This is a genomic window from Mycobacterium sp. NGS33, assembly GCF_059812885.1.
Window position 1 is genome coordinate 816,522 of the sequence record NZ_JCALDN010000001.1, and the last position, 23,699, is coordinate 840,220.

Consider the following 23,699-nt stretch of genomic DNA (forward strand, 5'->3'; position numbering starts at 1 on the left):
CGCCCGGGCCGGTTAAGCCGAGGCGCCCGCCAGCAGCTTCTCGTCCTCTTCGGCGAAGGTGTCCTCGAGCTGGACGGGCTCGTAGTCGAGGTCGATCTCGGCGAGCGGGCGCCCGCGCGCGCTGGAGATGGTGCCGAAGCGTCGCATGCCCTTGTCGGAGGCGTAGGCCATGAACTCGTCCACCGACAGGCCGAACGGCATCGGGTCATAGAGGGCGAAGCCCTCTTCGATCAGGCGCAGACCCAGCGGCATCAGCTCGTTCATCCGCGTTTCGAAGACGCCCCAGTTGGCGTCGTCGGCGGCGACGTGGCGCCGGCAGGTGAAGGTGCCCCACGCCATGTGGCGTCGCTCGTCGTCGCCGATGCGACGCACCAGCTCCTGCATGCCGGGCAGGATCCCGCGCTCCACGCAGATCTTGTGCCAGCCGAAGTAACCGGTCAGCGCCAGCATGCCCTCGACCATGTGGTTGTAGGTCACCGACGCGCGGACCTGCGCGGCCGGTGACGGGTCGACCGTCAGCGCGTTCAGACAGTCCGGCAGTTCCTCATAGAAGATCGTGCGATAGGTCGGAACGTCCTCCAGGTAGTAGTGCAGGTCCTCGGTGATGCCGACGGCGTCGAGCCACATGCGGAACACCTGGACGTGCTTGGCTTCCTCGAAGGCGAACTGCGTCAGGTACATCTCGTCGCCGAGCCGGCCTTCGGCCCGCATCGCGGCCATGAACGGCTGGATGTCTTGGGTCACCGACTCCTCGCCGGCGATGAACTCCGCGCACAGCCGCGTCGCGTAGCTGCGTTCGTCGTCAGTGAGCCGCTCCCAGTCCTCGCGATCGCGCGAGAAGTCGATGTCGGCCGGATTCCAGAACTTCGCATTGCCGCCCGCAAACAGCTTGAGCGGCAAGCTGTCCCAGTTGAGGCCGCCCTGGGCCATCGAGGCGATTCGGGTGCGATTCATGTGACCTCCTCAGATCGTTTGGGGGCGGATTCCAGCGGCGAAGCCGAGAACGCGGCCGCCAGCACCGCGACGAGCCTGCGCACCGCCAGCGCCGGCTGCTCCGGTGTGGGCTCGTCGAGCCCGAGAATCGGATCCAGGCCGCGCATGTAGGGCGCCAGCGCCAGGTGCGGAAAGATCAGCAGCAGCAAGGACAGCAGCGCATCGGTGTCGGAATCCGCGCGCAGGTCGCCCCGCCGCTGCGCCTCGCGCACCAGTGGGCGCATCACTTCCAGGTAGTGCCGGTGGATGACGTGCTGCACGCTGACCCGGGCCTCGGTGTCGACTTCCAGCGTCGCCGCGGCGTGCAAGGCCCGTTCGTGCGGGTGGTCGGCGAAGTAGGCCACCCACGCGTCGAGCCAGTCGGTGAGGAACTCGAAAAACGGCCGGCTCGGGTCGAGTTCGCGGATGCGGTCTTCCATATACGCCCGCACCCGCTGGCTGCCGATGTCGGCGATGAACGCGTACAGGTCTCGCTTGTCCGCGAAGTACTGGAACAGGCTGCCCTTGGCCACCCCGGCACGGCGTGCGATGACGTTCAGGCTGCCCCGGGAAAACCCGTGCGCCCCGAACTCCGCCTCCGCGGCTTCGATGATCGCGGCACGACGGGCCGGATCGACGCGTGCCCAGGTGACCGTTGGCAATGCCCCTCCTATGGTGAATGACCACTGGTCATATTACGGTGAGCTGCGTCACAGTCAAGGGGCTGCAGACGATTGGCAGACCGCCGCGCACGCCAGCGAGAAATCCGGCAAGCGAGCACTATCGGTGGTAGCGACGCCGCCGAACAACAGCCGAGGAGTGATCGTGACGACGCACCAGGACAAAGTGGCCTGGCCCAGCCTGCGGGTCGACGACTGGGCCGCAACGAGGCAGACGCTGCACATGTGGGCACAGATCGTGGGAAAGGTCCGGCTGGCCCATTCGCCCTTGGTCAACCACTGGTGGCAGGTCACCTCGTATGTGACCCCGCGTGGCTTGACGACATCTGCGATTCCGTATGGGAAGGCGGTCTTCGACATGGAGTTCGATTTCATCGACCACGTGCTGATGATCCGCAGCAGCACCGGTGCGACCCGCGGTGTGCGCCTGGAACCGAAATCGGTGGCCGAGTTCTACGCGGAGACGATGCGGGCACTCGACGAGCTGGGTTTCTCCACGCGCATTCAAGCGCATCCCAACGAGGTAGACCCGGCCGTGCCGTTCGCCGAAGACGTCGAGCATGCGTCATACGATCCCGATGCGGCAAACCTGTTCTGGCGTCAGCTGATTGCGGCGAACCGCGTGCTCGGCCAGTTTCGGTCCCGGTTCATGGGTAAGGTAAGTCCCGTCCATTTCTTCTGGGGGGCAATGGATCTCGCGTGCACCAGATTTTCCGGGCGCGGTGCGCCCCGCCACCCGGGGGGCGCACCCAATTGCGGAGACTGGGTGATGGTGGAGGGCTACTCGCGAGAACTGAGCAGCTGCGGATTCTTTCCCGGTGGGGGTGACGAGGGCGCCTTCTACGCCTACGCCTATCCCGAACCCGATGGCTTTGCCGACCACCCCGTCGGTCCCGAGGAGGCGGGCTACGACACGGATCTCGGCGAGTACCTGTTGCCCTACGAGGCGGTGCGGCAGGCGGCCGACCCCGACCGCACGCTCCTGGGGTTCTTACAAGACACCTACGAAGCGGCTGCGGTGCATGCCGGCTGGGACCGCGCCGCGCTCGAAGACGACCCCGATCGCTGGAAGGCGCATCAAACTCGCGCATGACGCGCTTGGGCGCAGGGCGCAGAAGACGTGCCACCAGCGCTCGTTGTCGAGCGTGAAAGTAACTTCACGTTGGCGGCCCGGCGTGAAACTAACTTCACGTTCGGTGCCGCGAGGCGACGCGCAGCTACGGCCGCATGCGGTACGCGCCGCTGAGCGGCAGCACGTGCTCTTTCCAGATCTGGTCATAGCGCGACGGGTCGTACACAGGACGACGGATCATCCGCGTAGCGAAACGGGCCTGCGCGTCGGTGGTCGACGGCTTGTCGTTGAGCTCGACGGCATAGCCGTTGAAGTCGCGAACCAGCACCGCGAAGATCGCGTCGGTCAGCGTCTCGTCGATGTCGGAGAGCGCGGCCTCCTCCAGGATGAGCTGCGCGTAGGGCACCGTCGCGAACAGCTGCCCGACTGCGAACGCGAAGTCAATGTCCTTCTGCTGCACGGCATCCGGCGTCGCACTGGCCAGCATCTCGGCCAGCACGTCGATCTGCGATCGCAGCAGCGCCACGTTGGGCAAGTGTCCGAAGGCGTCGAACGGCGCGCGCCAGTCGTGGAACCGCACCTTGCCCAGCCCGCCAGTCGGCCCCTGGTTGAACAGAAAGGTGTCGTCGGCCGCATCGTCGCGGCGGCCGATCACCGGCAGCTCGCTGTTGGGCGCGAACAGGAAGTTGGGCATGAACTTGCCGAGCAGCCCGATGTTGATGTGGACGGTGCCCTCCAGCCGGGGCAGCAGGCCGATCTCGCGCGCCATAGCCTCGAAGATGGTGTCCTTCTCGACGCCCTTGGCCGCGATGACGTCCCACAGCGCGGTGATGACGCGTTCGCCCTCGCTGGTGATCTTCGCCTTGGTGAGCGGGCTGTAGAGCAGGTAGCGACGGTCTTCGGCAGACGCGCTGCGCATGTAGTCGCAGGCCCGGGTGGCGACCAGCCGCATCGCGACCAGCCGCGCGTAGGCGTCGGTGAGCAGCCGCCGCACATGGGTGAAGTCGGTGACGACCGTCCCGTACAGGATGCGGTTCGAGGCGTGGGTGACCGCCTCGTACATGGCATGCGTGCACATACCAACCGCGCCCCAGCCGAGGTTGTACTTGCAGACGTTGACGGTGTTCAGCGCGGCGTGGAAGGCCCCGGGGCCGCGATGCAGGATGTCGGCCTCGGTGACCGGGTAGTCGCGCAGCGCATAGTTGGCGACGAAATTCTGGGAGTTCACCACGTTCTTGATCAGGTCGTAGCGCTCGTGCTGCGAGTCGGCGGCGAAGAACACATACTCGTCGGTGCCGTCGAACTTGCCGAAGGTGGAGACCATCCGGGCCACGTTGGCGTTGCCGATGTAGTACTTCTCGCCGGCGGCGGTCCAGCCCCCGCCTTTCGGCGTCAGGATCATGTCGGTCTGGTAGACGTCCGCGCCGTGGGTCTGCTCCGACAGGCCGAAGGCGAAGACCTCCCCGGCCTCGAGCAACGCGGCGGCCTTGAGCTTGGCATCCTCGTTGGCGCTCATCCAGATCGGGCCCAGGCCCAGGGCGGTGACCTGGAACGGATACCAGTAGTTGAGCCCGTAGAAGCCGACGATCTCGGCGAACTCACTGATCCGGTAGGTGTCCCAGCGACAATCGTCGGCACCGTACTGCTTCGGCGTCAGCAGCGAGGCGAAGATGCGCTCGCGGCCGACGTGCTCCAAAAAGTCCGAGTACCACACGCGTTCGTGGTCGTCGGCCTTCAGCCTCGCCTTGCCGCGGGATTCGAAGAAGTCCACCGTGGCGGCCATGATCTCCCCCGAGCGGCGGTCTGGGTACTGGCGTTGCAGGTGGTTGGGATTGAGCAACATGACGTGACTCCCAGTGGGTTCTCGACGAAGACGAGGGTGACGGTACTGCAATACGGCGGCCGTCGGGGTGGCTGGAACAAAACGGCTCTGTTGGTCGGCTGTCAGTCGACCTAGCATCAGTGGCGTGTCAGAACTCAATACCGCTCGCGGGTCCATCGATACCGCCGCGCTAGGCGTCACCCTCATGCATGAGCACGTGTTCATCATGACCACCGAGATCGCGGAGAACTACCCCGAGGCGTGGGGCGACGAAGATCGGCGGGTGGCCGACGCGATCGAAAGGCTCAACGAGCTGAAGGCCCGCGGCGTGGACACCATCGTCGACCTCACCGTGATCGGCCTGGGCCGTTACATCCCCCGGATCGCCCGGGTCGCGGCCGAGACCGAGCTGAATATCGTTGTGGCGACAGGTCTTTACACCTACAACGACGTCCCGATGTACTTCCACTACCTCGGTCCGGGCGCACTGGCTGGCGGCCCCGAGATCATGACCGACATGTTCGTCCGCGACATCGAGCAGGGCATCGCCGACACCGGCATCAAGGCCGGGATCCTCAAGTGCGCGACCGACGAACCCGGCGTCACACCGGGCGTCGAGCGGGTGCTGCGCGCGGTCGCCCAGGCGCACAAGCGCACCGGTGTGCCGATCTCGACGCACACCCACGCGGGGCTGCGGCGCGGGCTCGAGCAGCAGCGCATCTTCGAAGAAGAGGGCGTCGACCTGAGCCGGGTGATCATCGGGCACTCCGGCGACAGCACCGACATCGGCTACCTCGAGGAGCTCATCGCCGCCGGCTCCTACCTCGGGATGGACCGCTTCGGCATCGACGCGTTCCTGCCCTTCGAGGATCGGGTGAACACGGTGGTGCAGATGTGCGAGCGCGGACACGCCGACAAGATGGTGCTCTCGCACGACGCCAACTGTTACTTCGATGCGATCCCGGAGGAGCTGGGATCGCAGATGCTGCCGAACTGGCACTACCTGCACATCCACAACGACGTCATCCCGGCGCTCAAGGAGCGCGGCGTCACCGACGAGCAGCTGCATACGATGCTGGTCGACAACCCGCGCCGCATCTTCGAGCGGCAGGGCGCGTATGAGTGAGCCGATCCCGCCGATCGGCACGCAGATTTCGGCACTGGCCGAACTCGCCCCCGACGAGCCGGCGGTCACCTGCGACGGCATCACCCTCACCCGCGCCCAGCTCGACCGCTCGACGAATCGGCTGGCCCGCGCCTACGCCGAGCGCGGTGTGGGTGTCGGTGACTACGTGACCATGGTGCTGCCGAATTCGGTCGAGTGGATCCAGGCCGCGGTGGCGTGCTGGAAGCTGGGCGCGGTGCCGCAGCCGTTGTCCGCCCGGTTGCCCGACGCGGAGTTGCAGGCCCTGCTGGACTTGCGGCCACCCGCCCTGCTGGTCGGGCGCGACCACCCTGGAATGGCAAGCGTGCCAGCAGGTTTCGAGCCCGATCCGACGTTGTCCGACGCGGCGTTGCCCGAGGCGGTGTCGCCGGTGTGGAAGGTGATGGGATCCGGTGGCAGCACCGGGCGGCCCAAACTGATCGAATCCGGCGGCGACAGCCGGATACCATCGGCGATCGGCTACCCGCTGGGCGCCCAGGAAGGCGACACCACCCTGGTGCCGGTGCCGTTGAGCCACAACACCGGTTTCAGTACCGCGACGATCGCGCTGCTGATGCGCCATCACCTGGTGCTGATGAGCCGGTTCGACCCCGAGCGGTTTCTGCGACTGATCGCCGACCACCGCGTGACGTTCCTGACGACGGTGCCGACGATCATGCAGCGGACGCTGCCGGTCTACCAGGCCGACCCGGATACCTACGACCTGTCGTCGATCCGCCGGTTCTGGCATCTGGGCGCGCCCTGCCCGCCCGCCATCAAGCAGGCGTGGATCGACCTGCTGGGCCCGGAGAAAGTCTGGGAGCTCTACGGCGGCACCGAATTACAGGCGCTGACCTTCATCTCCGGGGACCAATGGCTGGCGCACCGCGGCTCGGTCGGCGTGGTGGTCGCCGGGGAGATGAAGGTGCTCGACGACGACGGCAATCCCTGCCCGCCCGGGGTCGTCGGCGAGATCTATATGCGGCCCGGCCCGGACAGCGCGCCCACCTACCGCTACGTCGGCGCCACGGCGAAAAGCCGCGACGGCTGGGACTCACTGGGTGATCTGGGCTATTTCGACGCCGACGGCTTCCTGTACCTCTCGGACCGGCGGGTCGACATGTTCACCGTCGGCGGCCGCAACGTCTACCCCGCCGAGATCGAGAACGCGCTCTCGGCGCACCCGGACGTGTTGTCCTGTCTGGTCGTCGGCGTCCCCCACGACGACCTGGGCCAGGTGCCGTACGCGCTGGTGCACCCGCAAGAAGGTTCCGCTCTGGATTCCGTTGGTGTGCAAGCGTTTCTGCGCGACCACGTGGCCGGGTACAAGGTGCCACACACCGTCGAGTTCGTCGACACCCCGCTACGCGACGACGCCGGCAAGGCCCGCCGGTCCGCGGTCCGCGAACAGATCATCGAGCGTCTGGCGGCCGCGGAAGCCAGCTGACCGACGCCGCCAAGGATTCTCCAAGGACGCCGCACCATCGTCGGGGACATGCGGATCGAGCCGTTGAGTACCGAGCTGATCGAACGTTATCTGCGCTCGCGCCAGCTGCGGTTCTTCCGCAGCGACGACGGCGAGGAGTTCCTGCTGCTGTCCAGCTACGAGCGCGGCAAGCTGCACGTCAACCTGCGGGTCAACGGTTTACGGCGCGACTTGCTGGAGATCTCGATCAGCCCGTCCGCCTACTACCCGGCCGGCGAGCGCCCACGCCTGATGGAACTGATGAACGATTGGAACCGAGACACCTACTGGCCCAAGGTGTTTCTGCGCGAGACGGCTCAGCCCAGCCACGTCAGCGTCGTCGGTGAGAACGCCTACCTGCTCAGCGACGGCATCCATCTCGAGGCGCTGGGCAATCTCATCGAATCGGCCGTCGAGTACGGGCGCGATCTGTTCGCCAAGATCGAGCGGGCCATCTGTCTACCGTCCGCGCACGAGCTGGAAGAGTGGATGGACCGCACCGGCTAGGGCGCGATCGCGTCGGCTTCCGCGTCGACACCTGGGTCCAAGCGAAGCCGGCCCACTCAACAATGACGTGTACGGGTTAAAGGTCGCATGACATGCCTGTAGCAAGCCGGCCAAATTAAGTGCGAGTGCCGCCAGCGGTGAAGGCCTGCTAGGCAGTTCATAGACGATGATGGGTGAATGGCTCGGACCCTCTCGATTGCCTACACTTTCGCTTGTGCAGGAGACGTTGCGGGTAAATAACGCGGGCGTGCAAGCGATGGCGGCCCGCTGGGCCGTCTCTGCGGACGATTTGAACGCGATGGTGTCGCCGGCGACTTTCGGATTGTCATGGCAGCCCAGCGCGACGGCAGTCAACGCCGCCCACGCCGATGTCACAGTCTTCACCGCGGCACTGGCCGCTCGGGTAGGGTCCACCGCTACGCACGTCTCTGAAGCAGACCGCCGTTATCTTGCCAACGAGAACCGATCGGCTAATCAGCTGGCCTCTGTGGTGCAGCCCGTGATAAGCGTGTAGCGATGGCCACGGTCGCAGGGGTTCCTGGCCTGTCGGCGGTGTTGACCTGGCCGACCGACCATCTTACTGAGGCGGCCGCCCACTGGGAGACCGTGGCCGAGCGCAGCTATGCGCTGTCCCACCAGGTATGGTGGGACGCCGCTTCGGTCGATTGGCGAGGCGAAGCCGCTACGGCGCTGCGCGTCGCGACGCGCGCTGACATGGAAACCGTCAGCTCAGCTGCCGACCAGCTGCAGGCGGCTGCACGCGTGGCGCGCAACGGCGCCTCTGACTTATATGCCGCCCGCTCCCGAGTCCGCTACGCCATACAGGATGCCCAATCGGCGGGATATAAAGTCGGCGAAGACCTTTCCGTCACAGATCGCATGGTTGGCGGATCGACCGCGCAGCGGGCCGCCCGCCAATCCCAAGCGCAAGTCCTCGCCGGCGAGATCCGCCGGCGCGCCGCACAATTGGTCGCCCTAGACCAACAAGTCGCCGGGAAAATTACCGCCGCAGTGGCCGGTGTCAGCGACACTTTCCCGCAACGTCCGGCCTTCGACAGTCCACCGAAGGACAACCCCGTCCACACCGTCGACAGTCACACCTTCAAAGACGACCCAGCCCCGCAGCCATGGCAACCACCCCCGCCGCCATACCCCCAAGGCAAGCCTGTAGGCCCCGGCTTGCCGCCCGAAGGTGTTCGCCCGCCTGTCGATGGACCGGTGACCGTCGGACCGGCTAGTAAGCCGAGCGCCCAAGCAAAGGGCGAACAGCACTTGTGGGACAAGAACGGCGGCGAGTGGCGGTACGACCCTGGCCAAGATCGGTATCACTACCCGCACTGGGACTACAACCCGCACAACGCGCCGAACAGCAGGTGGGACAACGTCGGAATCAACGGTCTTCCAACTCACAAGGAAGCGTCAGCCCCACCGCGCTCGGGGACGGTCGGTATCCCGCCCACCGCCCCCCAACCCCCAGCTCCTGCACCTAAACTGCCAGCGCCGAAGCTGGGTGAGGAACCGGTAATCGGCGGCGGACCTTCTTTTGGACCGCAAGTGATCCCGCCGCCACATGCTCATAAACACTGGCTCGGCGAAACCAACATCGAAGAATGGGAAGAAGGCCCGGCCGGCAGCCACTGATTTGCTTCTGAAGCAAATAGGCTCACCCGCAATCGGTCCCGACCACTATGCACTGCTGCGGCCCTCACGCCGAACACTTTGATCCCAGCGGTGAACCTGTTCGAGACACAAGATGGTAGGACCGGGGTGCAATTAGCGCAGCCGCCAACAGCTTCCGGCCATTAACATTTGTTTGACAATGAGAAAGCATGGTGCTTATGAGCGTGATTTATGCCGAACTGGCCGAAAAGCTGTACATGGGCGACGATGCGGTGCTGCTGGCGATGGATACCGCTGGCGTCGACACTGTCCTTGCGGCACTGACTGAGGCCGCACAACAGGCTTCAGCCCGGCTGGACCACGGGGCAACGATTCACCAGTTCATCATCGAGCCGGAAGCTGCCGAGATTGAATTTCGCGACGGCGCCGTGGTGTGGCGGTTGGACGCGGCCGTTGCCGCGGAGATCATCGAATTGCTGACGGAAATGCATGATCACCCCGGCTCGGGCCACCACTATGTGGACATCTCCAAGCCCGCCGACTTGCTCGTACTGTCGATGAACGAGTACCCCCTGAACCTCTTACCTCCCGAAGCCGTATACCCGCGCCCGAGCTGAAACTCCTAGGGCGCGATCGCGTCCGCCTCGGCGTCGACACCCCGAGCCGACTCGCCCGGCCTCTCGCGTTTCTCCCAGCGGCGCAACGCTTCTCGACACGGCGACTCGACCAGCGCATAGCTGACCGCGGCGATCGCGAAGCCGAAGAGCAGCGTCAGCACCAGCACCGTGGGCATGCGGCCGGTGAAGGGGAACGTCCCGAGCACCGGGAACACCATGGCCAGCGCCGCCAGGTGCCAGACGAACAGCCCGTAGGACCATCGCCCCAGGGTCACCATGGCGGTGGTCCCCAGGATGCGGTGCGGGGTGTCGACGCGGTCCAGCACCAGCGGGGCGACGAGCGCGAAGGCCACCAGCGAACCCATGGCGGTCTTCACCGCGAACTGGGCCGGCGTGCCCGGCACCAAGCCTTCGGGGCCCGCCAGCGGGGACGCCGCGACCAGGTAGGCGCCCACCGCGACGGCGGCCATTACCAACCGCCGGCGCGCGACGCGGTGTGGCAACCCGACACCGCTGTGCACCCACTCGGCCAGCAGCATGCCGGCGGCGAACCAGGAGAAGAACGCCGGCGGCCAGTTGAGCGGATTGCTGCCGGAGCCGGAGTCGGCCCCGAAGAGCCATCCCCACGCCCAGCTGAGCGCCCCCACTGCGGCGATCGCCGGGACCCGGCCCCGCATCGGTAGGCGGCGGGCCAGCAGCGCGAGGATCGGCAGCGCCAGGTAGAAGCTGACCTCGACGGACAGGCTCCACATCTGGGTCAGCCCGCCGGTCAGCGTTAGCGGCACGTAAATCTGGGTGAGCGTCAGGTTGGCCAGCCAGACCGTCAGGCTGGCGTGGTCGGCGTCGGGCAACAGCGTCAGGATCACGATCACCGCGACCACATAGGCCGGCATGATGCGGACCACCCGCGACCGCAGGTAGTGGCCGGTGGCCGGGCGCGGCCCCAAACCTCGTGCGGCCGCGGCATGCCCGCGCCACAACAGAAAACCCGACAGCGCGAAGAACACCGCCACGGCCAGGTCGAAGCGGCCGAACAGCCTGCCCGTCGCGCCGCTGGAATGCCCGGTCTGGAACGCGACGTGCGTGACCACCACGCCCATGGCCGCGCACGCGCGCATGCCTTCCACGGCCGGCAGGAAGCTGCGCACCCCACCCACCCGCTGGTCGTCGCTCACCACCACAGTTTGCCTGTGCCGCGCGGCCGGGCGAATGGGCACACCGGGGGCCCGTCCGCGCGAGCAACAGGTTCGTAAGTCGCTGCCTTACTTTCTGCTGTTAGGGTCGAACGAGTTTGCCCCGGGCTGCCTGCTCGGGGCGGGTCGCGGCTGATGAAGCACGAAAATGAGGAGGGCACAGCGACGTGAACCGAGCAGTCATGTTGCGGTTCGCCGCATGCGGGATCATCGGACTCGGAGCTGCCCTGCTGATCGCCGCGCTGCTGTTGACGACGTACACCACCAGCAGGATCACCAAGGTCCCCCTGAACATCGACGCGACGCTGATCGGTGACGGCACGGGGACCGCGCTGGACTCCGGGTCGTTGTCGACCGACCACGTCGTCGTCAACCAGAACGTGCCGCTGGTCTCCCAGCAGCAGATCAGCGTGGAGTCGCCCGCCAACTCCGACGTGGTCACGCTGCAAGTCGGAAGTTCGTTGCGCCGCACGGACAAGCAGAAGGACAGCGGGTTGCTGCTGGCGATCGTCGACACCGTCACGCTCAACCGCAAGACCGCGCTGGCCGTCTCCGACGACACCCATGCCGGCGGTTCGGTCCAGAAGCCGCGTGCCGTCAATGACGAAAACCCGCCCACCGCGATGCCGCTGCGGCACGAGGGGCTGTCCTACCGGTTCCCGTTCCACACCGAGAAGAAGACCTACCCCTACTTCGATCCGATCGCGCAGAAGGCGTTCGACGTCAACTACGACACCCAGGAAGACGTCAACGGCCTGACCACGTACAAGTTCACCCAGAACGTGGGCTACAACGCCGACGGCAAGCTGGTGGCCCCGGTGGCCTACCCGTCGCTGTTGGCGGGCAACGAGGACGCCAAGCAGACCACGTCGGCGTCGATGTGGGGCGTGCAGGGCGGTGACCCGAACGAACAGATCACCATGACCCGCTACTACGCGGCGCAACGCACCTTCTGGGTGGATCCCGTGTCGGGCACCATCGTCAAGCAGACCGAGCACGCCGATCACTACTTCGCCCGCGATCCGCTCAAGCCGGAGCTCACGCTGGCCGACTACAAGGTCACCTCGAACGAGGACACCATCGAATCCCAGGTGAACGCCGCCCGCGATGAGCGCGACCGGCTGGCGCTGTGGTCGCGGGTGCTGCCCATCACCTTCACCGCGGTCGGCCTGATCGCGCTGATCGGCGGCGGGCTGCTCGCATCGTTCAGCCTGCGCAGCGAGAGCGCGCTGACCGACCCCGGCCTGGACCGCGGCGACCAGGACTTCTTCGGCCGCAGCGGCCTCGAGGAACCGGTGCCCGGCGCCGAAGCCGAAACCGAGAAGCTGCCCACCCAGCGGCCCGAGGCGCGTCAGGAGCCCGGCACGCCCGGCCCGGAGGAGCCCACCGAGGCGGGGCCCACCGAGGCGAAGCCGCCCGGCACGCACGACCGGGAATAGCCCGGCCCGGATGCGTTAACCGTGCGCTGGACCCGACCCGGGTACGCACTGGTCTTGGCGCTGCTGGTGGTCGGGCCGCTCCTGACGCCCGGATACCTGCTGCTGCGTGACGCGGTGTCGACGCCGCGGTCCTACCTGTCCGACACCGCGCTGGGGCTCACGTCGGCGCCACGCGCCACCCCGCAGGATTTCGCGGTCGCGCTGGCCTCCCAACTGATCGACGGCGGCGTCGTGGTCAAGGCGCTGCTGGTGGCGGGGCTGTGGCTGGCGGGATGGGGCGCGGCCCGGCTCGTTGCGGTCGCGCTGCCCTGCGCGGGCGCGCCCGGCCAGTTCGTCGCCACCACCGTGGCGATCTGGAATCCCTATGTCGCGGAACGGCTTCTGCAGGGGCATTGGAGCCTGCTGGTCGGCTACGGCTGCCTGCCCTGGGTAGCCGCGGCGATGCTGACGCTGCGGACGGCACCGAACTCAAGCCGGTTCGGGTTCTTCGCACTGGCCTTCTGGATCGCGCTTGCCGGGCTGACCCCGACGGGCCTGCTGCTCACCGCGACGGTGGCGCTGGCCTGCCTGGCGGCGCCCGGTCCCGGCCGGGGGCGCGGGTGGTGCGCCGGGGTTGCGTTGGGCGCCGCCCTGGTGGCGGCGGCCCCATGGCTGACGGCGTCGGCGATGGGTTCGTCGTTGACCGCGCACACGGCGGCCAACCGGCTAGGGGTCGAGGCCTTCGCCCCCCGCGCCGAGCCGGGGCTGGGCACCCTGGGCAGCCTGGCCAGCCTCGGCGGAATCTGGAACGGCGACGCCGTACCCGGTTCGCGCACCACGCTTTTCGCGGTGTTCTCGGCGGTGGTGCTGTTGGGCGTGGTGGCCGCGGGGTTGCCGACGGTCGTCCGGCGCCCCGCGGTGGTGCCGCTGCTGGCGCTGGCGGCCGTGTCCGTGCTGATCCCGGCGGCGCTGGCCACCGGGCCGGGCGTGGCGCTGCTGGGCACGGTGGTCGACGCCGTGCCCGGCTTCGGGGTGCTACGCGACGGGCAGAAGTGGGTGGCGCTGGCGATGCCCGGCTACGCGCTGGCCGGGGCCGGCGCGGTGGTGACGCTGCGCCGCTGGCTCCGACTCCCCGGCGGCGGCGCCCCGGCGCTGGTCTGCTGTCTGGCGCTGTTGCTGGCGCTGCCGGACCTGGGCTGGGGGGTGTTCGGCAAGGTGGCGCCCGTGCGCTATCCGCGCGGCTGGGCCGCCGTCGCTGCGGCGATCGACGCCCAGCCGGGCGCAGTGGCGGTGTTGCCGGCCGGCACCATGCGGCTGTTCTCCTGGTCGGGCGCGGCGCCGGTGTTGGATCCGCTGCCCCGGTGGGTGCGCGCCGACGTGCTGAGCACCGGCGACTTGGTGATCTCGGGGACCACCATCACCGGCGAAGGCGCGCACGCCCGCGCGGTCCAGCAGCTCCTGTTGTCCGGCCCGGACCCGTCGGCGCTGGCCGCGGCCGGGGTGGCCTGGCTGGTGGTCGAATCCGACAGCGCCGGGGACATGGGGGCGGCCGCACGCACCCTGGGGGCGATGGCACCGGTCTATCGCGACCACGAGATCGCGCTCTACCGGATCGGCGGGCGGACCGCCACGGTGGCCGCCGGTCAGCGGACCGCCACGGTGATCGCGCACCTGGCGTGGCTGGCGATGTTGATCAGCGCCGGCGCCGGCGCGGTGATCGGCGCGTGGCGGCGCCGCGCCCGCTCAGCCCCGCCCGGTGACTAGCCCGTTGACCGTGCGGCCGGCCTGCACCGCTTCCAGCACGCCGCACATCGCGTCGGCGCTTTGCGTCCAGGAGAATTCGCCGCTGCGGGTGTGCGCCTTGGCGCCCAGTTGATCGCGCAGGACCGGATCGGCGAGCAGTTCTTCGAGCCGATCCACCAGCTCGGCGTGGCTGTCCACCAGGATCCCGGTCACCTCGTCGACGATCGAGTCCGACAGTCCGCCCGAGGATCGGTAGCCGATGGTCGGCACCGCGTGCTGGGCCGCCTCGACGACGGCCAGGCCCCAGCCCTCCTTGCGCGAGGGCAGCAGGTGCACCCAAGCCCCTTGCAGCACATGGTGTTTGGTGAGGTCGTCAACGTGACCGTGAAACGTCACCGCCGAACAGATGCCGAGCCGAGCCGCGTGCTCGACGAGCCTGCCGCGCCACCAGCCGTCGCCGACGATGTCCAGGTGCAGACCCGGTATCCGCGGCAACAGCCGCGCGACCGCATCCAGGGCGTCCTCGATCTGCTTGTGCGGCACCAGCCGCGAGAGCACCACCACCCGCGGCGCCGCCGAGCGGGGGCCGGACAGGGATTGCGCCGGCGCCCGGTCGACGCCGTTGCGCACCACCGCGATCCGGGCGCCGTCGACGCCCAGGGCGACCAGGTCGCGCGCCGACGGCAGCGACACCGTCACGTACTGGTTGTGCCGGTTCACCCGCGGCGACAGCGTCGACTCGACGAACCAGCCGAGCCGGCCGAGCACCGGGCCCGCCACCGGCCACTGCTCGCGGTGGCAGTGATGCACCAACACCACCACCCGGCGGCCATAGATCAGCCGGGCCAGAAAGGGCAGGCCGTTCTGGGTGTCGACGACCACGTCGGGCCGCACCCTGCGCAGCGGGCCGAGCCCGAGCCGGGCCCAGAACATCGCCAGCAACGCCCACACGTACACCGAATAGCGGCCGCCGGCACGGTCGATCCGCACGCCGTCGACGACCTCGCGGCGCGGCGCACCGCGATAGCGGGCGGTGCGCAGCGTGACGGCGATGCCGGACGCGGCCAGCTGCGCGCCGATGCGCTGTAAATACGCCTCACTGCCGCCGCCCTGCGGGTGCCCGGTATCGCGCCAGCACAGCAGCAGCACGGAGCGCAAGGAAGACATCGATGGCCAGCCTAACCGGCGGCGATACGCGCCGGCGGCATGCCGACGGTTCCGGCCGCCTCCGTAGGGTGTGCCCGGTGGGCGCCACCGACCTCTTCGCGCGCCGGGCGACGCTGGCCCGCTCGGTGCGGCTGCTGTCGGAGTTTCGCTACGAGCAGTCGGATCCGGCCCGGTTCTACGGCGCCCTGGCCGCCGATACCGCCGCGATGGTGGGCGACCTGTGGCGCGGCACCCACGGCGGTTCACCGGCCGGGCGCACGCTGCTCGACGTCGGCGGAGGCCCCGGCTACTTCGCGGCGGCCTTCACCGATGCCGGGGTCCGCTATGTCGGGGTCGAACCCGACCCCCGCGAGATGCACGCGGCCGGGCCCGCCGGTGTCCGCACGGCGGCGCCATGCGTGCGCGCCTCGGGGATGGCGCTGCCCTTCGCCGACGACTCCGTGGACATCTGCCTGTCCTCCAACGTCGCCGAGCATGTGCCGCGGCCCTGGCAGCTGGGCACCGAGATGCTGCGGGTCACCAAGCCCGGCGGGCTGGCCGTGCTGTCCTACACGGTCTGGCTGGGGCCGTTCGGTGGCCATGAGATGGGCCTGACGCACTACCTAGGCGGCGCCCGGGCCGCCGCGCGATACACCCGCAAGCACGGCCACCCGCCCAAAAACAACTACGGGTCGTCGTTGTTCGAGGTGTCCGCCGCCGACGGTCTGGCCTGGGCGGCCAATACCGGGGCCGGCGTGGCCGCATTTCCCCGCTACCACCCGCGATGGGCGTGGTGGCTGACCTCGGTGCCGCTACTGCGCGAGTTCCTGGTCAGCAATCTGGTGCTGGTCCTGCAACCCCAAGAGTGAAACGTGTTCTCGTTTTGCGTCGCCTTGGGTAGGGTGGCGCCATGACCGAGAGCAAGACCGAATACGACAAGCTTTTCATCGGCGGCAAGTGGACCGAACCGTCCACCTCCGATGTCATCGAGGTGCACTGTCCGGCCACCGGCGAGTACGTCGGGAAGGTGCCGCTGGCCGCGGCCGCCGACGTCGACGCCGCGGTCGCCGCGGCGCGCGCGGCCTTCGACAACGGCCCCTGGCCCACCACCTCGCCGAAGGAGCGCGCGGCCGTGATCGCCAACGCGCTCAAGCTGATGGAGGAGCGCAAGGACCAGTTCACCCAGCTGCTGGCCGCCGAGACAGGGCAGCCGCCGACCAGCGTCGAGACGATGCACTGGATGAGCTCGATCGGGGCCCTGAACTTCTTCGCCGGCCCCGCCGTCGACCAGGTCAAGTGGAAAGAGGTCCGCACCGGCGGCTACGGGCAGAGCATCGTGCACCGCGAGCCGATCGGCGTCGTGGGCGCGATCGTCGCGTGGAACGTGCCGCTGTTTTTGGCCGTCAACAAGCTGGGCCCGGCGCTGCTGGCCGGCTGCACGGTGGTGCTCAAGCCGGCCGCCGAAACCCCTTTGAGTGCAAACGCTTTGGCGGAGGCCTTCGCCGAGGCCGGGCTGCCCGAGGGCGTGCTGTCGGTGGTGCCCGGCGGGATCGAGACCGGGCAGGCGCTGACGTCGAACCCGGACGTCGACCTCTTCTCCTTCACCGGCAGCTCGGCCGTCGGCAAGGAGATCGGCCGTCGCGCCGCGGACATGCTCAAGCCGTGCACGCTGGAGCTGGGCGGAAAGTCAGCGGCCATCGTGCTCGACGACGTCGACCTGGCCGCGTCGATCCCGATGCTGGTGTTCTCCGGGATCATGAACAGCGGACAGGCCTGCGTGGCCCAGACCCGCATCCTGGCCCCCCGGTCGCGGTATGACGAAATCGTGGACGCCGTAAGCGCTTTCGTTCAGGCGCTGCCGGTGGGCCTGCCGTCGGACCCGGCCGCCCAGATCGGCTCGCTGATCTCGGAGAAGCAGCGCGCCCGGGTCGAGGGCTACATCGCCAAGGGCATCGAGGAGGGCGCAAGGCTGGTGACCGGCGGCGGCCGCCCGGAGGGTCTGGACAGCGGATTCTTCGTGCAGCCAACGGTTTTCGCCGACGTCGACAACAAGATGACGATCGCCCAGGAAGAGATCTTCGGCCCGGTCCTGTCGATCATCCCTTATGACACCGAAGAGGACGCGATCAAGATCGCCAACGACTCGGTTTACGGCCTGGCCGGCAGCGTGTGGACCGCCGATGTGCAGCGGGGCATCGAGGTCTCGGAGAAGATCCGCACCGGGACCTACGCCATCAACTGGTACGCGTTCGACCCGTGCTGCCCGTTCGGCGGCTACAAGAACTCCGGCATCGGCCGTGAGAACGGGCCGGAGGGCGTCGAGCACTTCACCCAGCAGAAGAGCGTGTTGATGCCGATGGGCCACACCATCGAGTGACCCTGGCTTTCACCGCCGAGCGTGCACTCAGAGCGAATTTTCCGTCGATTTTTCGCCGTGGGTGCACGTTCGGCGTTTCAGCCTCGGCGCTCCCCGAGACGGGTCTGCCGGCGCGGGGCTGACGACCATCCGCTCAGCGAGCCGCACGCCTCGAAATTATGCTAAAGAGCATAATTTTGAGGTCGCTGTGCGCCGGCGCCCGCAAGCCGGGATGCGGCCAGCCTGCAATTTGTGCGACGTAGATCACACTTTGCCTGAGGAATTGCTTAGTTTACGGATGTCTTATATGTTTCATAGCATAATCTAGGGCCGATCACAGGCCGGGAGAACATCATGTGGATCATCGAGCTCAACGTCGCCGGCTATCAATACACCCGCGAGATGCCAGACTTGCGGCGCCGCACCTTCCGCTTCAGCCCCCGCCACATGCACTGGCCCGCGTTGCGGCACTCGCACGCTGCATGATCCCAGCTCCGGGAGGTGCTCCCACGTCAACGATCGATGAGGCCGCGCCGGGGCAGGGCCGGGCGAAACGCGGGGGCACCCGCACGAAGATGTTGGCCAGCGCCGCCGAAGTGATGCGCGAGCGCGGAGCCGCCGGCGTGACCATCGACGCGGTGCTCGCCCGCAGCGGCGCCCCGCGCGGTTCGGTGTACTACCACTTTCCCGACGGGCGCAACCAGATTCTGACCGAGGCGCTGCGCTACTCGGGTGACTCCATCACCGCCATGATCGACGACGCCGCCGGGCGGGGCGCCAGGGTGTTGCTGGCCGAGTTCGTCGGATTCTGGGAGCGGCTGCTCACCGACGGCGGTTTCACCGCCGGCTGTCCGGTCGTGGCGGCGGCGATCGGCTGTTCGGACGACGACGGTCCCAAGCTCTCCGCCGAGGCCGGCGCCATCCTGGGCCGCTGGTGCACCGCGCTCACCCGCGCATTCGTCAACGACGGCTTCGACGACGCCGACGCCGCCTCCCTGGCGGTGATGTCCATCGCCGCGCTGGAGGGCGCGATCGTGCTCTGCCGCTCCACCCGCAACGCGGGCCCGCTGCATCAGGTCGGCGAGCAACTCGAATTCCTGATCAAGGCAAAGGAATTCGTTGCCCGCAACAAGATTTCGGGCAAGCAGGACGCCGCGCGCTGACCCGCTCAGTCGCTGGCGGGTAGCGGCTTGACCTCTTTGAGCTGCAGGGCGGTCTGCCCGATGCTCAGGCTGCCCGCGCCCGGCTTGGTCACCAGCACCTCGGCGCCGGTCTCGCCGACGTAGCGCTTGCCCATGACCGTGCCGTCGGCGAACGCCGGGTCCAATTCGCCCGACCGCTCGCCCCCGACCGGCACCATCGGCGCACCGCCACACCGCAAGTCGTCCAGGCTGTCGGCGCTTCTGACGACGATCACCTGGGTGTCGCACACCTGGCTGGCGAGACGAGTTCCGTTCTTGATCATTGATTTCCGTCCTTGATCGCTTACTGCTGGGCCGGTGCGGCGCGCAATCCGGTGAGGGTCTGGATGATCTCCCGCCGCAAGACCTTGCCGGTCGCGGTGGTGGGCAGCTCGTCGCGAAACACTACCTCGTCGGGAGTGCGCGAACCGCGCAAACTCTTGCGGACGAATTCACGCAATTCCTCGGGGTCGGGGTCGGCGCCCGCCGCCGGCACCACCACCGCGACGATCGCCTGGCCCCACTGCGGGTCCTCGACGCCGACCACGGCGACGTCACGCACGTGCGGGTGCTCGACCAGGACCTCTTCCAGCTCGGCGGGCGCGATGTTCTCGCCGCCGCGGATGATGGTGTCGTCGCTGCGCCCGCCGATGAATAGGTAGCCCTCGTCGTCGAGCATGGCGATGTCCTTGGTGGGGAACCAGCCGTTGTCGTCGAGCACCGAGCCGATCCCCGTGTAGCGGCCCGACACCTGCTCGCCGCGCACGAACAGCTCGCCCGTCTGCCCCGGCGGCAGCACGTTGCCGGCCTCGTCGCGGATCTGCAGCTCGATGCCCGCCACCGCCTGGCCGACCGACCCCAGCCGCCGGGCGGCCTCGGCGGTCGACGCCGCCTGCGCGGCGCGATGGTCGTCGGGGGTGAGCACCGCGATCGTCGAGCTGGTCTCGGTCAGGCCGTAGGCGTTGACGAAGCCCACGTTGGGCAGCAGCTCGAGCGCGCGGCGGACCAGCGGCAGGCCCACTTTGGAACCGCCGTAGGCCAGGTTGCGCAGCGACGGCAGCTCGATGGCCGTTCCATCGCCGTTGTCCAGCACGCTGATGATGCGGTCCAGCATGGTCGGCACCACCGTCGCGGTGGTCACGTTCTCGGCGTTGATCAACCGAACCCATTCCTGCGCATCGAAATTGGGCAGATACACCATCTTGCGTCCGGCGTACAGATTCGACAGCGCGGCGCTGACCCCGGCGATGTGATACGGCGGCACGCAGATCAGCGCGGCGTCGGTGTCCTCCGCCGCCCCGAATTCCACCGTCCCGGTGATGTAACTGGTCAGGTTGTTGTGTGAGAGCTCGACGGCCTTGGGCTGCGAGGTGGTGCCGGAGGTGAACAGCACGATCGCGATGGAATCCGGGTCGGGAAACGCGGGAACCTCCGCGGCCTGGCCGCGATCGCGCGCGGCCTCCAGGAAATCGTCGGACACCATCGCGCGGTCGGACACCTCGCCGACGGCGTCGCGGTAGCGGCTGTCGACGATCACCAACGGCTCGGGCAGCCGTCCGATCAGCGCCTGGATGCCGTCGGCGGAGAGCCGGTAGTTGATCGGCGTGAAGGGCACGCCGGCGCGCGCCGCGGCGAAGATCAGCACCGGCAGCATCGCGCCGCCGGTGCCCACGTACGCGACGTGCTTGGCGTTCGACGCGGCGATCACCCCGGCGCCGCCGTCGGCGAGATCGCTGAGCTGTTGCGTTGTCAGCCGCAGGTCCCCCGACACCACGGCCGTGCGCTCGGCGTTGCCCGACGCGGCCATCTCGAGCAGCAACGAAATGCTCATCCTCGATCTTTCTCCGGTCTCAACACGTTACAAAGCTGGCCAAAAGTGTCATGCTCGACTGTAGTTTAGATCACGCAACTATCTTGCGGCCCAGCGCCGTCAGCACGCCGCATCGCCCGAGCGTGCCGGCGAGGTTTACCCGCAGCTGGCGGTGGGTTAACCCACCCCGATGCCCGCCCGGACCCGCTTCACGGTGCCCGGCCCGTAGACCGCCGACCCGGTAAGGAACCACGTGGAATCGCCGACCCTCCGCCACGGACAGACCCGACTGGACACCACCACGATGACCCGACTGCGCGCCGGGCTGCCCGGCGACTACGGCGGCACCACCGGCTGCTGGTGGATCCCGATCGTCGGCCCGCTGATCGGCGCCGTCGTCGGCATCGTCATCTACGACTTCTTCATCGGCCACGTGCTGGAAGCCCGCACGACCATGCTGCTGACCCCCGAACCCGGGCTGGCTCCGCCGCCGACCACCGATGCCGCAGCGGCGGTGGCCGGCCCGGTCACCGCCGAGGACAGCGCGGACTCAGAAAGCCTTGCGGCCGAAGGGGATCGAGCTGCCTAACTCAGGTGCCCGTCCACTTGGGCGGGCGCTTCTCGGCGAAGGCGATCGCGCCCTCCTTGGCGTCGTTCGACGAGAACACCGGGCCCAGCAGCTTGTTCTGCTCGGCGAACATCTCCTCGGGGCTCCAGCCGCGGGACTCGACGATGATCCGCTTGGTGGCGGCCACCGCCAGCGGCCCGTTCGCCGCGATCTTTTCGGCCAGCGCTATCGCGGCGTCGAGCGCCGTGCCGGGCTCGGCCAGCACGTTGACCATGCCCAGCGCATGCGCGCGCTCCGCGCTCAGGTTCTCACCGGTCAGGGCCAGCTCCATGGCGATGGCCGACGGGATGCGCTGCGGCAGCCGCAGCAGCCCGCCGCCGCCGGCGACCAGCCCGCGCTTGACCTCCGGGATGCCGAACGCCGAATCCTTGGACGCCACGATCAGGTCGGTGGCCAGCGCCAGTTCGGTGCCGCCGGCCAGCGCGTAGCCCTCGACCGCCGCGATCAGCGGTTTGACCGGCGGACGCTCGGTGAAGCCCATGCCGCGGCCCTCCACGATGGGCAGCTCGCCGCGGGCGAAGGCCTTGAGGTCCATGCCCGCGCAGAACGAGCCCCCCGCGCCGGTGAGGATGCCCACCGAGAGGCCGGTCTCGTTGTCGAGCCGGTCCACGGCGGCGGCCAGGCCATTGGCCACCGCGGCATTGACCGCGTTCTTGGCCTTGGGCCGGTTGATCGTGATGATGAGGATTCGATCCCGTTGTTCGACCAGGACTTCGGGTTCGTTGGCGTCGTCGTTCCCAGTGCTCACGTGCCGCACAGCTCCTTCAGGGAATGGGTGGCTTCCAGATAGCTCCTGTCGGACCGATGGTAACGGGCGCCGGAAATGGCGTTAACGTCCCGGCGAGATCCGGCTTACCGCCGACGGTGATCAGCTAGCGATCCGGCCCGATCACGCCGGGGCCATCGCGGCCTCGACGACCGTCAACTTTTCGGAAAGTCCTGCGGCCCTGCGTATTTCGATGAAGTCAGCGACCATGGCGTCGGAGACCTCGTGCGGGTCCTCCAGGGTGGACCCGTCGGTGAGCACCGAGATGTTGAGCTGATCGACGTAGCTCCACACGGTGATGTTCAGGCCGCTGCCCGCGGTCAACGGGCCCACCGAGTAGATCTCGGTGACCAGCGCCCCGCCCACCCGGCCGCGCTCGCGCGGGCCCGGAACGTTGGAGATGTTCAGGTTGAGGATCTTGTTGTGCCCGTCGCGACCGGACGCCCACCGGAAGAAGGCCTGGGTGGGCCGGGGCGGCATGTAGGCGGCCCACCGGCTGACCAGCTCCGGGCCCATCAGCTGGTTGCTTTCCTTGGCGGCGATGGCGTTCTCGTGGCTGCACCGCACCCGCTCCAGCGGGTCGTCGGAGTCCGTCGGCAGGCCCACCAGCACGCCGGTGAAGCGATTGCCCGAGATCCGTTCGGGCGAGAAGTCGAAACTCATGGGCACCGACGCCAACAGCGGTTCGGCCTTGCCGTCGTACCGCAGCAGCAGGGTGCGCAGCGCCCCGGTCGCCATGGCCAGCACCATGTCGTTGATCGTCGCCCCGAGCCGCTTGCCGGTCTCCTTGACGTCGGCCAGCGCCAGGGTGGCGGTGGCGAAGCGGCGTTCGGGGGTGATCTTGTGGTTCATGAAGGTCGGTGGCGGTTCGAAGGGCCGGGTCAGCTCCGGGGAGAACTTGCGCGAACTGCGGCGCACCCGGCCCAAACCCTGGGCGGTGTAGCGGATGGTGTGCGGCAGCCGTCCGACATGGCGCATGTGGTCGGCGAAGGCCGACGCCATCAGCTGCCGCGTGGTGGGGGGCGGGTCACAGGCGTACGGCTTGCCCTCCGGGCCCGGCTGCAAATCCATGCCGCGGGCCATCAGGTTCGCCGAGGCGACGCCGTCGGCCAGGGCGTGGTGAATTTTGCCGACGACCGCAATCCGGTTGTTGGCCAAGCCTTCCACGAAGTACATCTCCCACAGCGGGCGACTGCGGTCGAGCGGCGTGCTGGCGATTTGCCCGATGGCCTCGTCGAGTTCGCGCCGGCCTCCGGGGGGCGAGACCCGCCAGGGGCGGATGTGATAGTTCAGGTCGAGCTCGCAGTTCTCCCGCCACATCGGGTGGTGGAAGTGCAGCGGCACCTCGACGAGCTGGTAGCAGAACGGGTCTAGTTTGTGCAGCCGCCCGGCGATGACCTCGCGGAAGGTGTCGACGTCCAGTGACCGGCGGTCAGCGTCGAGCTCGATGACGGCGGCTTTGATGGTGTGCATGTGGACATTCGGCGCTTCGCTGTACAGCAGTGCGGCGTCCCACCCGCTAAGCCTCTTCACCCCTGCCCCTTGCCCATAGAGGGACC

At 68.1% G+C, this 23,699-nt stretch carries 23 protein-coding genes; 14 read left to right on the plus strand and 9 right to left on the minus strand.

All coding sequences use genetic code 11. The annotated features are described in order from the left end of the window. Nucleotides 1-12 precede the first annotated feature (12 nt). Both AC5Y5B_RS03685 and AC5Y5B_RS03690 read right to left on the minus strand, forming a co-directional pair. A complete protein-coding gene (locus AC5Y5B_RS03685; protein WP_500003646.1) occupies nucleotides 13-954 on the minus strand; it encodes a R2-like ligand-binding oxidase in 942 nt (313 codons plus the stop codon). Beyond that, nucleotides 951-1,634 (minus strand): TetR/AcrR family transcriptional regulator, encoded by a 684-nt coding sequence (locus AC5Y5B_RS03690; protein ID WP_112632757.1) that lies wholly within the window; start codon nucleotides 1,632-1,634, stop codon nucleotides 951-953. Before AC5Y5B_RS03690 ends, AC5Y5B_RS03685 begins: the two co-directional genes overlap by 4 nt. Before the next feature lie 163 nt (nucleotides 1,635-1,797). On the opposite strand from AC5Y5B_RS03690, the gene AC5Y5B_RS03695 reads away from it, so the two are divergent. Beyond that, nucleotides 1,798-2,745 (plus strand): DUF5996 family protein, encoded by a 948-nt coding sequence (locus AC5Y5B_RS03695; protein WP_500003648.1) that lies wholly within the window; start codon nucleotides 1,798-1,800, stop codon nucleotides 2,743-2,745. A gap of 124 nt (nucleotides 2,746-2,869) precedes the next feature. On the opposite strand, the gene AC5Y5B_RS03700 is transcribed toward AC5Y5B_RS03695, so the two are convergent. Continuing rightward, the gene (locus tag AC5Y5B_RS03700; protein ID WP_500003650.1) at nucleotides 2,870-4,567 is read right to left on the minus strand and encodes an acyl-CoA dehydrogenase family protein; all 1,698 of its coding nucleotides are present in this window, start codon (nucleotides 4,565-4,567) and stop codon (nucleotides 2,870-2,872) included. 124 nt (nucleotides 4,568-4,691) lie between these two features. Here AC5Y5B_RS03700 and AC5Y5B_RS03705 point away from each other — a divergent pair, with 124 nt between their 5' ends. The 6 genes from AC5Y5B_RS03705 (at nucleotide 4,692) to AC5Y5B_RS03730 (ending at nucleotide 9,899) form a co-directional block, all read left to right on the plus strand. Next, nucleotides 4,692-5,672: a phosphotriesterase family protein gene (locus AC5Y5B_RS03705; RefSeq protein WP_500003652.1), complete on the plus strand. Its 981-nt coding sequence runs from the start codon at nucleotides 4,692-4,694 to the stop codon at nucleotides 5,670-5,672. Further along, nucleotides 5,665-7,137: an AMP-binding protein gene (locus tag AC5Y5B_RS03710; RefSeq protein ID WP_500003656.1), complete on the plus strand. Its 1,473-nt coding sequence runs from the start codon at nucleotides 5,665-5,667 to the stop codon at nucleotides 7,135-7,137. Before AC5Y5B_RS03705 ends, AC5Y5B_RS03710 begins: the two co-directional genes overlap by 8 nt. A gap of 48 nt (nucleotides 7,138-7,185) precedes the next feature. Continuing rightward, nucleotides 7,186-7,662, plus strand: coding sequence for a type III secretion system chaperone family protein (locus AC5Y5B_RS03715; RefSeq protein ID WP_500003659.1), 477 nt, complete (start codon nucleotides 7,186-7,188; stop codon nucleotides 7,660-7,662). Nucleotides 7,663-7,876: 214 nt separating this feature from the next. Further along, a complete protein-coding gene (locus tag AC5Y5B_RS03720; RefSeq protein ID WP_500003661.1) occupies nucleotides 7,877-8,176 on the plus strand; it encodes a hypothetical protein in 300 nt (99 codons plus the stop codon). Between the two features lie 2 nt (nucleotides 8,177-8,178). Further along, nucleotides 8,179-9,303 carry a hypothetical protein gene (locus tag AC5Y5B_RS03725; RefSeq protein WP_500003663.1) on the plus strand — a complete coding sequence of 375 codons (1,125 nt, stop codon included), beginning with the start codon at nucleotides 8,179-8,181 and terminating at the stop codon, nucleotides 9,301-9,303. A 188-nt stretch (nucleotides 9,304-9,491) separates the two neighbouring features. Beyond that, complete coding sequence (locus AC5Y5B_RS03730) at nucleotides 9,492-9,899, plus strand: hypothetical protein (protein WP_133259232.1); 408 nt, start codon at nucleotides 9,492-9,494, stop codon at nucleotides 9,897-9,899. 5 nt (nucleotides 9,900-9,904) lie between these two features. Here AC5Y5B_RS03730 and AC5Y5B_RS03735 read toward each other — a convergent pair whose 3' ends face one another. Beyond that, nucleotides 9,905-11,080, minus strand: a complete 1,176-nt coding sequence (locus AC5Y5B_RS03735; protein WP_500003665.1) for an acyltransferase family protein — start codon at nucleotides 11,078-11,080, stop codon at nucleotides 9,905-9,907. 179 nt (nucleotides 11,081-11,259) lie between these two features. Here AC5Y5B_RS03735 and pgfA point away from each other — a divergent pair, with 179 nt between their 5' ends. Then, complete coding sequence (gene pgfA / locus AC5Y5B_RS03740; protein ID WP_165821787.1) at nucleotides 11,260-12,531, plus strand: cell envelope lipid trafficking protein PgfA; 1,272 nt, start codon at nucleotides 11,260-11,262, stop codon at nucleotides 12,529-12,531. Nucleotides 12,532-12,552: 21 nt separating this feature from the next. Then, nucleotides 12,553-14,274 (plus strand): MmpA family trehalose lipid delivery protein, encoded by a 1,722-nt coding sequence (locus AC5Y5B_RS03745; protein WP_500003669.1) that lies wholly within the window; start codon nucleotides 12,553-12,555, stop codon nucleotides 14,272-14,274. Here AC5Y5B_RS03745 and AC5Y5B_RS03750 read toward each other — a convergent pair. After that, nucleotides 14,254-15,420 (minus strand): glycosyltransferase family 4 protein, encoded by a 1,167-nt coding sequence (locus AC5Y5B_RS03750; RefSeq protein WP_112632768.1) that lies wholly within the window; start codon nucleotides 15,418-15,420, stop codon nucleotides 14,254-14,256. The two genes, AC5Y5B_RS03745 and AC5Y5B_RS03750, sit on opposite strands and share 21 nt — an antisense overlap. 77 nt (nucleotides 15,421-15,497) lie before the next feature. Between AC5Y5B_RS03750 and AC5Y5B_RS03755 the strand changes: the two genes are divergently transcribed. The 4 genes from AC5Y5B_RS03755 (at nucleotide 15,498) to AC5Y5B_RS03770 (ending at nucleotide 18,918) form a co-directional block, all read left to right on the plus strand. Next, nucleotides 15,498-16,268, plus strand: coding sequence for a class I SAM-dependent methyltransferase (locus AC5Y5B_RS03755; protein ID WP_500003673.1), 771 nt, complete (start codon nucleotides 15,498-15,500; stop codon nucleotides 16,266-16,268). Nucleotides 16,269-16,309: 41 nt separating this feature from the next. Next, nucleotides 16,310-17,776, plus strand: coding sequence for an aldehyde dehydrogenase (locus AC5Y5B_RS03760; RefSeq protein WP_500003675.1), 1,467 nt, complete (start codon nucleotides 16,310-16,312; stop codon nucleotides 17,774-17,776). A 333-nt stretch (nucleotides 17,777-18,109) separates the two neighbouring features. Next, a complete protein-coding gene (locus AC5Y5B_RS03765) occupies nucleotides 18,110-18,241 on the plus strand; it encodes a hypothetical protein (protein ID WP_255361682.1) in 132 nt (43 codons plus the stop codon). A gap of 89 nt (nucleotides 18,242-18,330) precedes the next feature. Further along, nucleotides 18,331-18,918 (plus strand): TetR/AcrR family transcriptional regulator, encoded by a 588-nt coding sequence (locus tag AC5Y5B_RS03770; RefSeq protein WP_500003677.1) that lies wholly within the window; start codon nucleotides 18,331-18,333, stop codon nucleotides 18,916-18,918. A gap of 5 nt (nucleotides 18,919-18,923) precedes the next feature. On the opposite strand, the gene AC5Y5B_RS03775 is transcribed toward AC5Y5B_RS03770, so the two are convergent. Both AC5Y5B_RS03775 and AC5Y5B_RS03780 read right to left on the minus strand, forming a co-directional pair. Then, nucleotides 18,924-19,220 carry a hypothetical protein gene (locus AC5Y5B_RS03775; protein WP_500003679.1) on the minus strand — a complete coding sequence of 99 codons (297 nt, stop codon included), beginning with the start codon at nucleotides 19,218-19,220 and terminating at the stop codon, nucleotides 18,924-18,926. A gap of 20 nt (nucleotides 19,221-19,240) precedes the next feature. Further along, entirely contained in the window at nucleotides 19,241-20,767 is a 1,527-nt protein-coding gene (locus AC5Y5B_RS03780) for a class I adenylate-forming enzyme family protein (protein ID WP_112632772.1), read from the minus strand. A 232-nt stretch (nucleotides 20,768-20,999) separates the two neighbouring features. Here AC5Y5B_RS03780 and AC5Y5B_RS03785 point away from each other — a divergent pair, with 232 nt between their 5' ends. After that, nucleotides 21,000-21,335, plus strand: a complete 336-nt coding sequence (locus AC5Y5B_RS03785; protein ID WP_205869081.1) for a hypothetical protein — start codon at nucleotides 21,000-21,002, stop codon at nucleotides 21,333-21,335. Between the two features lies 1 nt (nucleotide 21,336). On the opposite strand, the gene AC5Y5B_RS03790 is transcribed toward AC5Y5B_RS03785, so the two are convergent. Beyond that, nucleotides 21,337-22,131, minus strand: a complete 795-nt coding sequence (locus AC5Y5B_RS03790) for a crotonase/enoyl-CoA hydratase family protein (protein WP_500003682.1) — start codon at nucleotides 22,129-22,131, stop codon at nucleotides 21,337-21,339. Nucleotides 22,132-22,263: 132 nt separating this feature from the next. Further along, on the minus strand, nucleotides 22,264-23,673 hold the full coding sequence (locus AC5Y5B_RS03795) for a WS/DGAT/MGAT family O-acyltransferase (protein ID WP_500003687.1): 1,410 nt from the start codon (nucleotides 23,671-23,673) through the stop codon (nucleotides 22,264-22,266). Between the last annotated feature and the right edge of the window lie 26 nt (nucleotides 23,674-23,699).

Coding starts and splice junctions, on each gene's coding strand:
- AC5Y5B_RS03685 (WP_500003646.1), bottom strand. CDS start 954: ATGAATCGCACCCGAATCGCCTCGATGGCCCAGGGCGGCCTCAACTGG.
- AC5Y5B_RS03700 (WP_500003650.1), bottom strand. CDS start 4,567: ATGTTGCTCAATCCCAACCACCTGCAACGCCAGTACCCAGACCGCCGC.
- AC5Y5B_RS03710 (WP_500003656.1), top strand. CDS start 5,665: ATGAGTGAGCCGATCCCGCCGATCGGCACGCAGATTTCGGCACTGGCC.
- AC5Y5B_RS03715 (WP_500003659.1), top strand. CDS start 7,186: ATGCGGATCGAGCCGTTGAGTACCGAGCTGATCGAACGTTATCTGCGC.
- AC5Y5B_RS03725 (WP_500003663.1), top strand. CDS start 8,179: ATGGCCACGGTCGCAGGGGTTCCTGGCCTGTCGGCGGTGTTGACCTGG.
- AC5Y5B_RS03730 (WP_133259232.1), top strand. CDS start 9,492: ATGGTGCTTATGAGCGTGATTTATGCCGAACTGGCCGAAAAGCTGTAC.
- AC5Y5B_RS03750 (WP_112632768.1), bottom strand. CDS start 15,420: ATGTCTTCCTTGCGCTCCGTGCTGCTGCTGTGCTGGCGCGATACCGGG.
- AC5Y5B_RS03760 (WP_500003675.1), top strand. CDS start 16,310: ATGACCGAGAGCAAGACCGAATACGACAAGCTTTTCATCGGCGGCAAG.
- AC5Y5B_RS03765 (WP_255361682.1), top strand. CDS start 18,110: ATGTGGATCATCGAGCTCAACGTCGCCGGCTATCAATACACCCGCGAG.
- AC5Y5B_RS03770 (WP_500003677.1), top strand. CDS start 18,331: ATGTTGGCCAGCGCCGCCGAAGTGATGCGCGAGCGCGGAGCCGCCGGC.
- AC5Y5B_RS03775 (WP_500003679.1), bottom strand. CDS start 19,220: ATGATCAAGAACGGAACTCGTCTCGCCAGCCAGGTGTGCGACACCCAG.
- AC5Y5B_RS03780 (WP_112632772.1), bottom strand. CDS start 20,767: ATGAGCATTTCGTTGCTGCTCGAGATGGCCGCGTCGGGCAACGCCGAG.